The organism is Bradyrhizobium sp. HKCCYLRH2047 (assembly GCF_051168175.1).
Classification (GTDB): domain Bacteria; phylum Pseudomonadota; class Alphaproteobacteria; order Rhizobiales; family Xanthobacteraceae; genus Bradyrhizobium.
Genome location: NZ_JBNPUM010000005.1, coordinates 44825 through 58984, shown reverse-complemented (window position 1 = coordinate 58984; position 14160 = coordinate 44825). Strand labels below are relative to the sequence as shown.

The following is a 14160-nucleotide window of genomic DNA, read 5'->3' as shown; positions in this document are numbered from 1 at the left end:
TGCCACACCCAGCCCGAAAGCCGATGTCAGGCAATGCCCTTGAGGATCGCCTCGAAACAGGGGCGGGGGATGCGGAAGAAGCCGCGGCCGCCGGCGAAGGTCTGATAATGCGGACGCGCCATGTCGAGCAGGCGCTCATACCATTCATTGGCGGTCAGGCTGGCGGGCTTCTCGCCGATCGAGTTGATGTCCGAGTTCGGGAAGAAGCGAACGTGGATCAGCACCTCTTCGGTCGCGGCCAGGGCGATGTGGCTGCCGCTGTCGTCGACCGGCAACGCCCGAGCCAGATTGTCTCTCGCCATTCTTGCATCTCCTTCTATCGTGCCGACCTCGTTGTCGGCGGATGATCATCAGCTTGGTCCCGGCAAGCCTCTCTCCTCCGAGCTGATCACATCCCGTACAACGCTATATCAGGACAGATATAACGTAAGTCATCGGATCGCAGGTGTTTGGCGCGATCAGGATCGTTGTTCGGGGGGACAGCTGTCCTTGATCCAAGTCAAATGGCGGCGAGCCCGACCTCGGTGTTTGTGCCTCATCTGTAGGCAGCCGGCACGCAGGCTTCGCATGTGGCACGGAGCCTGCGTCTTGAACGGCATTCGATCAGGCGACGCAGCGCGCGGCGCCGACTTTGGTCAGGATTCCGTCCAGCGTGTCGATCATCGCCGCGATCTCATCGCGAGTCACATTGAGGGCCGGCATGAAGCGTAGCGCATCCGGACGCGGCGCGTTCAGCAGCAGGCCGAGCTCGAAGGCGTGCGCAACGATCGCCGGCGCGATTGGCCTGATCACGTCGAGCGCAAGCAGCAGACCACGGCCGCGCACTTCGCCCAGGCCGTGCCTTGCCGAGATGCGCTGCAACTCGCTCTCCAGATAGATCCCGTTGTCCGCGACAGCCCTCAGAAACTCCGGCTTCTCGATCACATCGAGCACGGCGAGTCCCGCCGCACACATCAGCGGATTGCCGTTGAAGGTGCCGCCCTGATCGCCATGCTCGAAGCAAGACGCCTCGTCGGTCGCCAGCAGGGCCGCGAGCGGAACGCCGCCGCCGATGCCCTTGCCCAGGGTCATGATGTCCGGGAGGACGTCGGCATGCTCATAGCCGAACAGTTTTCCGGTGCGGCCCATGCCGGTCTGGATCTCGTCGACGATCAGCAGCAGCCCGTGCCTGGTGGTCAGCGCCCGCAACTGCTGCAGGAACTCGTCGGTCGCGGGCCACACGCCGGCCTCGCCCTGGATCGGCTCCAGCATGATCGCCACCGTCTTGTCGGAGATCAGGGCCTCGACCGAGGCGATGTCGTTCAGCCGTGCCTTTGGAAAGCCCGGGACCTTGGGCTCGAACAGCGGCTCGAACGCTTTCTTGCCCGAAGCCGACATCGTCGCCAGCGTGCGGCCGTGGAAGCCGCCCTCGAAGGTGATGATCTCGTATGCGCCGTTCTTGCGCAGAGCGCCGTATTTGCGGGCGAGCTTGATGGCGCCTTCATTGGCTTCGGCGCCCGAATTGGTGAAGAACACCTGGTCGAAGCACGAGCGGTCGACCAGCGCCTTAGCGAATTGGAGGCTGGTGTCGTTGAAATAGGCCGGGCTCGGCGTGATCAGGCGTGCCGCCTGGTGGGCGAGCGCGCTGGCCAGCTCCGGCGGCGCGTGGCCGAGCGAGTTCACGGCCCAGCCCTGGACGAAGTCGAGGTAGCGCTTGCCGCCGTCGTCCCATAACCAGGAACCCTTGCCCTGAACGAAGACGGTGCGCGGGCGCGCCGTGATCTCCATCAGAGCGTCGTAGGGATGGGAGGCGGTCAGCATGTGCAATCTCCTATGCTCAGGGGGAAGCGGGGGCCAAAAAAGTGAGAAGGCCGCTCCTTTGCGGGAGCGGCCTTCTCGAAAACCTGGAGCTGATGAGCTAGCTGATCAGCAACGTCTTCGGACATGGCGCGCCCCGGCATCGTCACGGCGGTGACGACGGCAAACGGCGGCGCGGCGGTTGGTCCGGTTGAAGATCATGCGGCGGCCATACAGGCAAATCGCAACCGGTGTCAAGATGCCGGCCTGCAGACTGCAACAAGGGCCGCCGCTCCAGGAAGCGGCGAGGGAAGCGCCGCCGGTGCGAAGCCCGCTCGATCCGGTCTCGGGTCTCGCACCTTAGTGACAACTTTACCAAACATTTAGCGGCTGTGTTTACCCTGCCTGGGCAGCTTGAAAATGCAAGCGCTCAGGACGAGCGATGTCGAACCCCCATCTCACGATCGCCGAAGAAGTGCAGGCGGCCATAGCCACCGGCTCAGCCGACCGCTGCTCCGGCGTGGCCGAGCGGGTCGCCTCCCTGTTCGTCGCCTCTGCCGGTAGCCTGGATATCGAGCAGCACGCGCTGTTTGCCGACGTCTTCGAGCGTCTCGTCAATACCATCGAGCTGCGTGCGCTGGCCGACGTCGGGGCCCGGATCGCACTCGCCGAACTCAGCGCCCAGCTTGCCCCGATCCCGCAGGCGCCGGCCGGCGTGATCCGGCGGCTGGCCCATCATGACGACATCGCCGTCGCGGGGCCGGTGCTTTCAGAATCGCCGCGGCTGAGCAGCGAGGATCTGATCGAGATCGCGCAGACGCGCAGCGAGAAGCACCTGATGGCGATCGCCGGGCGCTGGTGGCTGCAGGAGATCGTGACCGACGCGCTGCTCGCGCGACGCTATCCGAGCGTGAGCCGGCAACTCATGAAGAACCCCGGGGCGCGGGTGTCACCCGCCGGATTTGCCGCCATCGTGGCGCAAGCGGCGGGAAACGCGGAGCTCACGGTCGCGGCCGGCATCCGCGCCGATCTGCCGGCAGCCTTGCGCAGGACCCTGTTGCAGCGCGCGACGGAGGCGGTGAGGGTGCGCCTGCTCGCGTCGGCACCGCCGCATCTCTACGAGGAAATTCGCAGCGCCATTTCATCGGCCACGCTCGACGCCGAGCGCGAGATGTCGCGCAATCGCGACGCGGGCAGTTCCAAGGTGGCCGTCGGCCAGCTGAAGCAGGGCGGCAAACTGACCGAAGCCGCGCTGCTGGAATTTGCCCGTCAGCGGCGTTACGGCGAGACGATCGCGGCCATCGCGGAGCTCGCGAAATGCAGCATCGAGCTGGTGCGGCCGCTGATGCAGAGCCTGCGCAGCGACGGCATTCTCGTGCCGTGCAAGGCCGCTGGACTGAGCTGGGTCACGGTTGCCGCGATCCTCGATAGCCGGTTCGTTTCAGGCGCAACGCCCCCCGACGAGCTGACCAAGCTCAAGAACAAATATCTCGAACTGAAGCAGGACGAGGCGCTTCGCCTGCTGAAGCTCTGGTCGGTTCGTACCACGGGCTCCTCGCACTGAGGACGGCTCGCCCCGGGGCCGCAAAGGCGCTTGGGCGACCTGCTGCGGTGCAGCAAGACAACCGAGGGGCGTTCGGCCATATCCACGCACCTTCGATCTTTTAAAATCAGGGGTTGTATCGTATCCTCTCCGCTGCCTGCGGGAGATGCCCCGGTCAGACCGGTCAGGAATGACTCCCGTCGAGGAGATCGTGATGGGTGTCGAGCTTCGTCCGCTGGGCGTGACCTGCAACATCATGTGCCAGTATTGCTACCAGAACCCGCTCCGGGACAGCGGCAGCCTGCGCCCGCGCTATGACATCGATGCGATGCTGGCCGCCCTCGCAGAGGACGATGAGCCGTTCACGTTGTTCGGCGGCGAGCCGCTGCTGCTGCCGCTGCCGGATCTCGAGAGGCTGTGGGCATTCGGACTGGCGCGCTTTGGCCGCAACCGGATCCAGACCAATGGCACGCTCATCACAGACCGCCACATGGAGCTGTTCGCGACCTATGCGGTTCATGTCGGCATTTCCATCGACGGCCCTGACGCTTTGAATGATGTCCGCTGGGCCGGGTCCCTCGACAGGACGCGGGACCTCACCAAGAGCGTCGATCGTGCGATCGCCGGACTGTGCGAGCGGGGCCTGCATCCGAGCCTGATCATCACGATGCATCGGGGCAATGGCCTGCCGCAGCACTGGCCCTCGATGGACAGCTGGCTGCTGGAGATGCAGGCGAGGGGGGTGCGAAATGTCAGGCTGCATGCACTCGAGGTCGACTCGCCCGCCGTGCAGGCGCATTGGGCGATGACCGATCCCGAAACCATCGCGGCGTTTCTGCACTTCTACCGATTCGAGCGCGAGCACCTCACCTCGATGCGCTTCGATATCTTCGACGAGATGCGCGCGCTTCTTCGTGGGCTGGACGACCAGACCGGTTGCGTCTGGCATGGCTGTGATCCGTATACGACCGGCGCGGTGCACGGCATCGAGGGATTTGGCGAGCGCAGCAATTGCGGCCGCACCAACAAGCGCGGGATCGACTTCATCAAGACCGAGGCTGCCGGCTATGAGCGCAGCATTGCCCTGTGGTTCACCCCGCAGCCGGCCGGCGGCTGCCGCGACTGCCGCTTCTTCGCGATGTGCAAGGGCCAATGCCCGGGAACCTCGATCGACGGCGATTGGCGCAACCGCAGTGCGCAATGCGCGCTCTGGACCGCGCTGTTTGTCCAGATCGAGGAAGACCTGCTCGCTGCAGGCGAAACGCCGTTGTCCTGCGATCCTCGTCGCGCCGAGATCGAGCACAGGCTCATCAAGTCGATGATGGACGGCCGGGTCCCGTTGCTGACGGAGATCATGGACGATTTGAGTGGATCGCCGCCTGTGGCGGTTTGAGATCCAGGACGTTTGCGAAAGAGAATTTGGCCGATCAAATGTCCGAGCATGCCGCGATCCTCCCTCCGATCCGCCCGCCATTCGTTCGCATCGGCTGGGTCTCGGAGGCTGCGAGAAAGGTGTGGGAGCCGCGCTTCGAGCTGATCAGGACGGAATGGAAAGTGTTGCGTTGGCGGGCGGTCGCGGCCGGTTTGAGCCGGGCATCGATCAGCACCGTCAACCCCGACGCTCTCGACGAGATGGCGCTGCAGGTCGAACGCGCAGGGCTCGCGCTCATACCAGTCCGACTGGCGGTCGAGGCGGTCCCGAAATTGCCGTCGTCGCAGACGCGGGCAAGACTGCCGCTCGAAGTCACCATCGCTGTCGTCCGTGCTCGCGACACGGATGAGTTCGAAGCCGACTGGCAGCGCGATCCGGCACGCACATTGCGGGACTGGGCAGGGTGTCCCCATTGTTGCGCCGAGGCGCTGCGCCGCCGCGAGCGCCGGCCGCTGGATCCGGTCTGGGCGAGCGCGCTGTTCGAGAGAGCCGAAGCGTCGGGACATCGGCGGATCGAGCTGCCGTCGCGGCCGGCGACGAACATGCTCTGGCGGTCAATTGATCTCTGCATCATCCCGCACTGGCCTTGCCGGCTCGATTGCCCGGCAAGCGCCGCGCTCGCGGCGAACATGCTCGCATTCGGCCGAGCGCATTGCGGGCAGACGACGGAGTGGCTGCTCGATGTCCTGACATGGCCGGCCGAGTGGTCGATGATGCACGGCATCGCCGAGCTGCACGCGCCGGTCTGCCGGATCACGGCATCGACCTCCTACAGCAGCGCACGCCGCGAAATTATCTATCATGGCGCGACCTGGCCCGTTGAAGGCGCGAGCGGCTTGCGCTTCCCGTATCGGGCACCATCGCGCGAACGCTGGACGGGGTCGAAGAGCTTTCGTGGGGGAACGCTGACGACAGGGTAGGCGGTCCTACTTCCCTAGCCCGAGTGAAAATACAATCTCCGCGAGTTGTGATGTATCTACTGCCGCAAAAGTGTTATATGCTCCGCTTTGCGTTGATTGACCACCTTCATTGCCAAGAGCGATTATCGGGAGACTCCAAGATGTCTTACATGGACAAGAAGATTCAAATCACTGCGGACCTTGCGAAAGTGAAGGCTGCGGCGGCCCAGCTGAAGAGCCAGGCCAATGCCGCGGACGAGCTCCAGAAGGATCCGCAGGGATATCTCGCCCAAGTCGGCATCGAGATCGATTCGAACACGGCCGATCTGATCAAGGATCGCCTGTCGGGCCAGAAGGCGACCGCCGCGCCTGCTTCGGTCATTCACGTCGACGTCTGACCGCGATCTCAAGCCGGCCGGACAATGTCTGCATTGCCCGGCCGGAAACGTGCTGCAGCTCCGACCTCCGTCAAAGTCAGTTCCTGCCCCTGGGAGCAGCTGGACATGCATTCGCGTGACCGGGTGACGAAACCGACTGAGCTTGTCTTCAATATCAGTTACCGCTGTCCGCTGAAGTGCAGCCATTGCTGCTTTTCGTCGGATATGACTCAGCTCGACGTGCTGCCGCAGGACCTGATGATCGCAGCGATCGATGATGCAGCCGTCGCTCACGGCATGACGCGGATCAATCTGGTCGGCGGCGATCCATTCCTCCAGCCCGAATTGATGCGCGCTGCGGCATCCCGCGCCAGGTCGTTCGGCCTCTCCACGTCCGCGACCACCAGCGCCTATTGGGCGACATCCGAAGCGAAGGCCGAGCGGATCCTGACTCCACTGGTTGAAGCAGGTCTCGAACGGATCATCATCTCTTTCGACGACATGCATGCCGAATTCTTGGACGGGCGCAATATCGCGCATGCCTACCGGGCTGCCCGTTCGCTCGGATTGGACGTGCTGATTGCCGTCGTGACATCGCCGGGCAGCGTGATCGACCGGTCCCGGATCTTCGATCTTCTCGGTGTCGACCCTGACTCGGATCCGCAGCTGTCGGTGTACGAGACGGCGATCAACTCCACGGGACGCGCCGTCGACGATGTCAGCGCGTCCGACCTCGACGCAAGGCGGCATTCGCCACAGGTCTATCGCGGACCATGTCCCTCGGTGCTGAGGCATTTCTCCGTGGCCCCGAGCGGGAACGTTCTGCCCTGCTGCGGCGTGCTGCCGTTTCATGCCGCGATGAGCGTCGGTGATCTGAACGAGACGCCGATGTCCGAGGCGATGTCCCGCGCCTACATGGACCCGGTGTGGAAGTGGATCGCCTTCGAAGGTCCGGTCGCTCTGCTCTGCGAAATCACGGCGGAGACCGAACGACCGCTCGCGGCCAGCGATTTCGACGGCATCTGCACGGCGTGCGACCGTCTGTTCTCAAATCCCGAGCTGCTGCAATTGCTCGACAGCCATTTGCCGCGGAAGCTGCCAACGTTGACGCTGCTCGAGCACATGTTCGAGGCAGTGGGTGTATTTCATTCGGTGCCTCCGCCGTCGTCCGACCTGTCCGCCAAGTTCTGACAGCCCAAGTTCTGAGAGCCATTGCCATGACCATATCCGTTGCGCTGGTTGCAGCGCCGTTCCTGGCCTTGACGCGGCCCGCGCTGGGGATCAGCACGCTCCAGGCGGCCCTCGAGGACCGCGGGATCGACGCACGGCAGTACTATCTCGGTTTTGCGTTTGCCGAGTTGATCGGCGCCGACACCTTCCAGTTCATCGCGGAGCAGGTTCAGACCAGCCTGCTGATCGGTGAATGGGTGTTCGCCGCGACCTTCGAAAACGCTCCTGATCCTGTCGCGGAAGCCCGGCACCGGGAGCGAATGGAAGCCTATTGCGGCAAGCATTGGCCCGCGGTCGTCGCGGCGCGCGATGCGGCGGAGAGGTTCGTCGACCGGTCGGCTCGTCTGCTGATCGCAGACGGCGCCCGCATCGTCGGCTTCTCGTCGACGTTCCAGCAGAATTGCGCGTCTCTCGGCATCGCGCATCGCATCAGGCAGCTCGCGCCGGACACGATCATATGCTTCGGCGGCGCCAACTGCGAGGGGCCGATGGGCGAGGCGCTGCTCGAACGCTTCCCGCAAATCGACTATGTGTTTCGCGGCGAGTCCGACCGGACCTTTCCGGATTTCGTCGAGCGCTTCCTTGCAGGCACCTTGCCTTACAGTGAAAGCACCGACGTGCTGGGCCGCGTGGGCACGAATGGGAGGATCGCGGAGACTCCGCTGCAGAATCTTGACGAGCTTCCCGTCCCCGACTTCACCGACTATTTCGCGGAGCTGAGGCAGGCGTCGTTCTGCGATGATCTGCTCCCCGCGCTGCCGTTCGAGAGCTCGCGCGGCTGCTGGTGGGGCATGAAGCACCACTGCACATTCTGCGGCCTGAACGGCGCGACGATGGCGTTTCGCACCAAGTCGGCCGAGCGCGTGCTGGCCGAGCTCGCAACACTATCCGCGCGCTGGAGCGTCAAGCGCTTCGAGGCGACCGACAACATTCTGAACTTGAAGCATGTCGACGCCGTGTTCGGCCACCTCGCCAACACCGCGCCGTCGCCTTACCGGATCCTCTACGAGATCAAGTCGAACATGCGCCCCGAGCAGCTGCGTACGCTCGCGCGCGGCGGGGTGACCTGGGTTCAGCCGGGCATCGAGCATCTCGACAACGATGTCCTGCGCCTGATGGAAAAGGGCGTGACCGGGCTGCAGAACGTCCGCGTGCTCCGAAGCTGTGCCGAGATCGGACTCCGGCCGATCTGGAACGTGCTGTGCGGCTTCCCCGGCGAGCGGCCTGCGGCCTACGCCAAGATAGCGCGATGGTTTGCGCTGCTGGAGCATCTGCAGCCGCCGACCGGACATTGCCGGATCAGGCTCGACCGCTTCAGCCCGTATTTCAACCACGCGGCCGAGTTCGGGTTTGAAAATGTCGCTCCCGCGCTGGCCTATCAGGCGGTCTATGGCCAGCCGGAAGATGTGCTGACGCGGCTCGCTTATTTCTTCGATGGCACGGCCGCCAACACCGCCTCGGACGAGGATCTCGCCCCGCTTGGCGCTGCGATCAGGCTTTGGCGGTCTGCACATGTGGACGGCACCGCAATGCCGATACTGGCGGTGGTCGGATTGGGTCCGTTGTCGATCCTCAAGGACACGCGCCGGATCGCAACCGAGACATGGCGCATCCTCGATCCGATCGAGATCGCCGTGCTGGACGCCTTCCGAGAGCCGGTGCGCATCGACGCGACCCTCGGGCGGCTGGTCGACCAGGAGACCTCCTGGCCAGAGGTGGAGCAGAGCTACACCGGCCTGGTCGCCCGCGGGTGCATCCTGGAAGACGAGGACTGCGCGCTGACGCTGGTCACCAGCACCGAAGCCCTCGTCATCGACGACGAATGCCGGCGCGATTTCCCCGGCGGCTGGCTGCGCCCGATCGCCAGGGACGGCTCCGGCGCGTCGTCCGCTCAGCTTCAATTCTGAATCAACATCCGTCGCGGGAGGAGACAATGATCGACTGGTCGCGGGCCGCGGCACCACAGGATGATCTGTATGACGCATTGCTGGCCTGTCATCTCGCCAGCACGACCACGAACGCTCACCGGCCGGAGCCGTTCGTGCACCGGGTCGTCGGCCATTCGCCGCGCATCTTCGATGGCGCCGTGTCGGTTCGCTACGTGCAGCCGACCGCGCCGGGGGCGCCCGTATTCAGCAACGGTCCGCTGGAGCACCCCAACATCGATGCTGCCGTCGACTACGTGCGGCGCTGGCCGGTCGCCTTCGAACAGATGCGCATGCTCATCGATTCCTTCCATCCGTTGGCGCGTCCCGATGTTGCGGAGAGCGACTATCGCGAGGGCTACGGATCCTACAGCGGCTCGACCGACGACCGGCTGGGCACGCTGTTCGCCACCATCTTCGATCCGATCGGCCTGGCCCAGGCGTTCGTGCACGAGATGGGACACAACAAGCTTCGCGCGCTCGGCATCAATCTGGAATCCGCGGATCGGCTGGTGTTGAATCCGGCGGACGAGTTGTATGTCAGCCCCGTCATCAAGGATCGTTTGCGCCCGATGACCGCGGTGCTGCACGCGGAATATTCGTTTGCCTACATCACGGCGCTCGACATCGTGCTGATCGAGACCGAGCCGGATGAAGAGCGGCGCCAATTGCTGTTTCGCCTGCTGCGGCGCAATCTCGCCCGCATTGAGGAGGGGGTCGACGAGATCCGGCGGTACATCCGCGTCGACCGGGACGGAGAGGCGTTCGTTGCCGGCCTCTATGCCTGGATCGACGCGTTGATCGCGCGAGGCCGGCAGTTGCTCGAGACCCGCGAGGCGGCGGCGGTGCACTGAGGAGGCCGTCGTTGGACCTGTCAACGTGGCGAGCGCTGATGTCCGGCGAACGGCCCGCGCCGGATTGGCTTGCGGCCGACAACGGCTTCGCGTCCGTCCGCGGAATGCGAGAGGCTCACGCTCCCATCGCCGCGGCCGTAAGAACGGTCACGGCCGGGGCGCGCTACAACATCATCGATCTCGGATGCGGCAATGGGGCGCTGTTGGCCGCGAGTTGCGAAGGGACGCCTGATCTGCAGCCGCTCGGCATCGAGCGAGATTCACGAAAGCTCGTCCATGCGCGAGCGATGTTCGGACGAGCGGTTTCGCACTGGCCGAGTTGCGACATGTTCGCTTGCCCCGCACCTCTTGAGACGGCCGCTGATCGGAGCGTCGTTTTGATCATGCCCGGACGGTTGCTCGAAGCGGGCGCCGACAGGGCTGCCACACTGTGTCGGTGGCTTCGCAGCCACGCCGACATTATCCTCTGCTACGCCTATCCCGATTGGATCGCGCGCTACGGCAATCTTGATGAACTCGGCAGACGCGCCGGCTTTGCATCATTGGAAAGCGTAGGACCCGACCGGACGATTGCGATCGGCCGGCTTCCCTGAATTGCCGTTGACCCGCGCTAGAACCCAGCGACCGTGCCGTGCAGGTCGTATTTGTCGGCACGCTCGATCTTGACCGTGACGATCTCGCCGACACGCAGCGGCCGCCGGCTGGACAGATAAACGGCGCCATCGATGTCCGGGGCATCGGCCTTGGTGCGGCCCTTGGCGACGCTCGGCCCGACCTCGTCGATGATCACCTGCTGACGCGTTCCGACCTTGCGCTTGAGCCTGCGCGCCGAGATCTTCTGCTGGCGGGCCATGAGCGCGTCCCAGCGCTCCTGCTTGACCTCGTCCGGGACCTGGTCGGGCAGGGCGTTGGAGGTCGCGCCGGCCACCGGCTCGTATTTGAAGCAGCCGAGCCGATCGATCTCGGCCTCATCCAGCCAGTCCAGCAGGTAGGCGAAGTCGGCGTCCGTCTCGCCGGGGAAGCCGACGATGAAGGTCGAGCGCAGCGCAAGATCCGGGCAGGTCGTCCGCCAGGCCTTGATCCGGTCCAGCGTCTTGTCCTGCGCCGCCGGCCGGCGCATCGCCTTCAGGACGTTGGGGCTGGCATGCTGGAACGGGATGTCGAGATATGGCAATATCTTACCGTCCGCCATGAGGCCGATCACCTCGTCGACATGCGGGTAGGGGTACACGTAGTGCATGCGCACCCAGGCGCCGAGCTCGCCGAGTTCGCGCGCCAGATCGAGGAAGCGAGCCCGGACGTTGCGGTCCTTCCAGGCGCTTTCGGCATATTTCAGGTCCAGCCCATAGGCCGAGGTGTCCTGCGAAATGACCAGGAGCTCCTTGACCCCGGCTGCGACCAGCCGCTCGGCCTCGCGCAGCACGTCGGCCGCGGACCGCGACACCAGATCGCCGCGAAGCTTCGGGATGATGCAGAAGGTGCAGCGGTTGTTGCAGCCTTCGGAGATCTTCAGATAGGCGTAGTGCCGGGGCGTGAGCTTGATGCCCTGCGGAGGAACCAGGTCGAGATGCGGGTTGTGCGCCGGCGGCGACGCGCGATGGACGGCGTCCAGCACGCTCTCATACTGCTGCGGGCCGGTGATCGACAGCACGCCGGGATAGGCCTGCTCGATCTGCTCCGGCTCGGCGCCCATGCAGCCGGTGACGATGACCTTGCCGTTCTCGGCCATGGCCGCGCCGATCGCCGACAGCGATTCCTGCTTGGCGCTGTCCAGGAACCCGCAGGTGTTGACGATGACGACGTCGGCGCCGTCATGCTTCCGGGCGAGCTCGTAGCCCTCGGCGCGCAGGCGCGTGATGATGCGCTCGGAATCGACCAAGGCCTTGGGACAACCGAGCGAAACAAAGCTGATCTTGGGCGCCGAACCCTGCTGCATCTTGGAACTGCCTGATGAGATAGGCGTCAGCTAGTCCGAATTGTCCAGAAAGACAAGGCTTTGAGGCGGCCACGTCCATGCTATGGGTGAGGGCCCGGACAACCTGGTGATCGATGAGCGCCGAGCAATCGCCTAAAATCGTGATCGTCGACGAAAGCCCGATCCGCGCGGCCATCCTGGAGGAGGGCTTGCGGGAGGCGGGTTTTACCGGCGTGGTGCATGTCAGCGAGATGCAGGGTCTCCTGGCGCGCATCTATGCCCTGGACCCGGACGTCATCGTCATCGACCTGGAGAACCCCAGCCGCGACGTGCTGGAGCAGATGTTCCAGGTCAGCCGCGCCGTCCGCCGGCCGATCGCGATGTTTGTGGACCAGAGCGACGCGGCCTCGATCCAGGCCTCGGTCGAGGCGGGCGTCTCCGCCTACATCGTCGATGGGCTGAAGAAGGAGCGGATCAAGCCGATCCTCGACCTCTGCATCTCGCGCTTCAATGCGTTCTCCAAGCTTCAGGACGAGCTCGAGCGCACCAAGTCCGCGCTGGAGGACCGCAAGGTGATCGACCGCGCCAAGGGCATTCTGATGAAGATGAAGGGCTTCACCGAAGAGGAAGCCTATGTGCTGTTGCGCTCCACGGCCATGCGCGAAAAGAAGAAGATCGGCGAGATCGCGCAGTCGATCCTGACCGCCTCGGAGTTGTTGAAATGACCGGCCCGCTTCGCATTGGCTTCATCCCGCTGGTCGATGCCGCCGCGCTGATCGTCGCCGTCGACAACGGCTTCACCGCGGCCGAAGGTCTCGACGTCACGCTGGTCCGAGAGGTGTCGTGGTCGAACGTGCGCGACAAGCTCAACATCGGCCTGTTCGACGCGGCGCATCTGCTGGCTCCCGTCGCCATCGCGTCGAGCCTGGGCATCGGTCACGTCAAGGTGCCGATCGTGGCTCCTTTCAATCTCGGGGTGAACGGCAACGCGATCACCGTGACGCCGGCGCTGCATGCGGCGATCATGGCCAATCTCGATGGGGATCGTTTCGACCCGATGGCGACGGCGCTGGCGCTGGCGCGCGTCGTCGCGGAACGGCGCAAGGCCGGGCGCGAGCCGCTGACGTTCGGCATGACGTTTCCGTTCTCGACCCACAACTATCAGTTGCGGTTCTGGATGGCCGCAGGTGGCGTCGACCCCGATGAGGACGTCCGCCTCGTGGTGCTGCCGCCGCCCTACATGGTGGAGAGCATCGCCAACGGTCACGTCGACGCGTTCTGCGTCGGAGCACCGTGGAACTCGATCGCAGTCGATCTCGGCATCGGCCATATTCTCCACTTCGTGTCTGACGTGCTGGTGCGCGCGGCCGAAAAGGTGCTGGCGGTCAGGCAGAGCTGGGCTGACAAGAATCCCGGCGCTCTCGCCGGCCTGGTTCGCGCCTGCGCCAAGGCCGCCAATTTCATCGAACAGAACCACGCAGAATCCGCGCGCATCCTGGCTCAGCCGGAGCGGATCGGCGTCGATGCGGAGGTGCTCCAGCGTACGCTGGACGGCCGCCTCAAGATCTCGCCGGACGGCACCTTCCGCGAAAGCTCGCGCTATCTGCTGGTGGGCCGCGAAGACGCGGGACGGCCCGAGAAGATCCAGGCGGCATGGCTCTATGCCCAGATGGTGCGGTGGGGCCAGACTCCCCTAAGTACTGAAGCCCTGGGCACTGCCATGGGCGTGTTCCGGCCGGACATCTACGACGCGGCCATGGGCACGGCCGCGGTCGGCACGGATGCCGCCATCGGCGCATTCGCCGGTCCGCCTTTCGCGGCGGACGACGTGATCGGCCATCTCGAGGCCTTCAAGATCGGCCGCTGGACGGCCTGATTCACGCACCGATCACGGTCTGGGCACCGTGTGCCGTCGACCAATTTTTGGGCGGCGTGCCCGTATTTCGAGGCTTGAGTCGGTTAACTTGCCTTCATTGATTCGATCAGCATTCTGATTTTACACGCTTTTCCTGATTTTTCAGGCTGGCACGCAACTTGAATATTGCAGTGCAGTCAGCCGCCGCAGATGCCGCTGACTGCAATCCGTGTCGGATTTCCGCAGCAACGAAGCTGGTCGGATCTTTCATCGGAAGCAGGCCATGTCGGCCTGTCGGACGGTGCGATCCTCATCCCATTCCCGAACGCCAACCACCGTGGCCGCTGGAGCTTC

General features: G+C 64.5%; 13 protein-coding genes. 10 read left to right on the top strand and 3 right to left on the bottom strand.

Annotated features, from left to right (window positions below; genetic code table 11):
- Positions 1 to 26: 26 nt before the first annotated feature.
- A complete protein-coding gene (locus ACQR1D_RS13470) occupies positions 27 to 302 on the bottom strand; it encodes a hypothetical protein (RefSeq protein WP_315800015.1) in 276 nt (91 codons plus the stop codon).
- 301 nt (positions 303 to 603) lie between these two features.
- Positions 604 to 1800 (bottom strand): acetylornithine transaminase, encoded by a 1197-nt coding sequence (locus ACQR1D_RS13465; protein WP_434839539.1) that lies wholly within the window; start codon positions 1798 to 1800, stop codon positions 604 to 606.
- 418 nt (positions 1801 to 2218) lie between these two features.
- Here ACQR1D_RS13465 and ACQR1D_RS13460 point away from each other — a divergent pair, with 418 nt between their 5' ends.
- From ACQR1D_RS13460 to ACQR1D_RS13425, 8 genes are all read left to right on the top strand, one after another.
- A complete protein-coding gene (locus ACQR1D_RS13460) occupies positions 2219 to 3340 on the top strand; it encodes a DUF2336 domain-containing protein (RefSeq protein ID WP_434839540.1) in 1122 nt (373 codons plus the stop codon).
- A 169-nt stretch (positions 3341 to 3509) separates the two neighbouring features.
- Positions 3510 to 4712: a radical SAM protein gene (locus tag ACQR1D_RS13455; RefSeq protein ID WP_316215787.1), complete on the top strand. Its 1203-nt coding sequence runs from the start codon at positions 3510 to 3512 to the stop codon at positions 4710 to 4712.
- A 38-nt stretch (positions 4713 to 4750) separates the two neighbouring features.
- On the top strand, positions 4751 to 5671 hold the full coding sequence (locus ACQR1D_RS13450; protein ID WP_434839541.1) for a hypothetical protein: 921 nt from the start codon (positions 4751 to 4753) through the stop codon (positions 5669 to 5671).
- A gap of 140 nt (positions 5672 to 5811) precedes the next feature.
- A complete protein-coding gene (locus ACQR1D_RS13445) occupies positions 5812 to 6048 on the top strand; it encodes a hypothetical protein (protein WP_315800010.1) in 237 nt (78 codons plus the stop codon).
- Positions 6049 to 6072: 24 nt separating this feature from the next.
- Complete coding sequence (locus tag ACQR1D_RS13440) at positions 6073 to 7218, top strand: radical SAM/SPASM domain-containing protein (RefSeq protein WP_434896496.1); 1146 nt, start codon at positions 6073 to 6075, stop codon at positions 7216 to 7218.
- A 26-nt stretch (positions 7219 to 7244) separates the two neighbouring features.
- Positions 7245 to 9164: a RiPP maturation radical SAM C-methyltransferase gene (locus tag ACQR1D_RS13435; protein ID WP_434839543.1), complete on the top strand. Its 1920-nt coding sequence runs from the start codon at positions 7245 to 7247 to the stop codon at positions 9162 to 9164.
- Positions 9165 to 9190: 26 nt separating this feature from the next.
- Positions 9191 to 10036, top strand: a complete 846-nt coding sequence (locus tag ACQR1D_RS13430; RefSeq protein ID WP_434839544.1) for an aKG-HExxH-type peptide beta-hydroxylase — start codon at positions 9191 to 9193, stop codon at positions 10034 to 10036.
- 11 nt (positions 10037 to 10047) lie between these two features.
- A complete protein-coding gene (locus ACQR1D_RS13425) occupies positions 10048 to 10629 on the top strand; it encodes a hypothetical protein (RefSeq protein ID WP_434839545.1) in 582 nt (193 codons plus the stop codon).
- Positions 10630 to 10646: 17 nt separating this feature from the next.
- Here the strand turns inward: ACQR1D_RS13425 and rimO are convergent, their stop codons facing one another.
- Positions 10647 to 11972: a 30S ribosomal protein S12 methylthiotransferase RimO gene (rimO, locus tag ACQR1D_RS13420; RefSeq protein WP_434839546.1), complete on the bottom strand. Its 1326-nt coding sequence runs from the start codon at positions 11970 to 11972 to the stop codon at positions 10647 to 10649.
- A gap of 113 nt (positions 11973 to 12085) precedes the next feature.
- On the opposite strand from rimO, the gene ACQR1D_RS13415 reads away from it, so the two are divergent.
- Entirely contained in the window at positions 12086 to 12676 is a 591-nt protein-coding gene (locus ACQR1D_RS13415) for an ANTAR domain-containing response regulator (RefSeq protein ID WP_315800004.1), read from the top strand.
- Positions 12673 to 13827, top strand: a complete 1155-nt coding sequence (locus tag ACQR1D_RS13410) for a CmpA/NrtA family ABC transporter substrate-binding protein (protein ID WP_434839547.1) — start codon at positions 12673 to 12675, stop codon at positions 13825 to 13827. The genes ACQR1D_RS13415 and ACQR1D_RS13410 overlap by 4 nt, the downstream gene beginning before the upstream one ends.
- The last annotated feature ends 333 nt before the right edge of the window (positions 13828 to 14160 follow it).

Coding starts and splice junctions, on each gene's coding strand:
- ACQR1D_RS13470 (WP_315800015.1), bottom strand. CDS start 302: ATGGCGAGAGACAATCTGGCTCGGGCGTTGCCGGTCGACGACAGCGGC.
- ACQR1D_RS13465 (WP_434839539.1), bottom strand. CDS start 1,800: ATGCTGACCGCCTCCCATCCCTACGACGCTCTGATGGAGATCACGGCG.
- ACQR1D_RS13460 (WP_434839540.1), top strand. CDS start 2,219: ATGTCGAACCCCCATCTCACGATCGCCGAAGAAGTGCAGGCGGCCATA.
- ACQR1D_RS13455 (WP_316215787.1), top strand. CDS start 3,510: ATGACTCCCGTCGAGGAGATCGTGATGGGTGTCGAGCTTCGTCCGCTG.
- ACQR1D_RS13450 (WP_434839541.1), top strand. CDS start 4,751: ATGTCCGAGCATGCCGCGATCCTCCCTCCGATCCGCCCGCCATTCGTT.
- ACQR1D_RS13445 (WP_315800010.1), top strand. CDS start 5,812: ATGTCTTACATGGACAAGAAGATTCAAATCACTGCGGACCTTGCGAAA.
- ACQR1D_RS13440 (WP_434896496.1), top strand. CDS start 6,073: ATGTCTGCATTGCCCGGCCGGAAACGTGCTGCAGCTCCGACCTCCGTC.
- ACQR1D_RS13435 (WP_434839543.1), top strand. CDS start 7,245: ATGACCATATCCGTTGCGCTGGTTGCAGCGCCGTTCCTGGCCTTGACG.
- ACQR1D_RS13430 (WP_434839544.1), top strand. CDS start 9,191: ATGATCGACTGGTCGCGGGCCGCGGCACCACAGGATGATCTGTATGAC.
- rimO (WP_434839546.1), bottom strand. CDS start 11,972: ATGCAGCAGGGTTCGGCGCCCAAGATCAGCTTTGTTTCGCTCGGTTGT.
- ACQR1D_RS13415 (WP_315800004.1), top strand. CDS start 12,086: ATGAGCGCCGAGCAATCGCCTAAAATCGTGATCGTCGACGAAAGCCCG.
- ACQR1D_RS13410 (WP_434839547.1), top strand. CDS start 12,673: ATGACCGGCCCGCTTCGCATTGGCTTCATCCCGCTGGTCGATGCCGCC.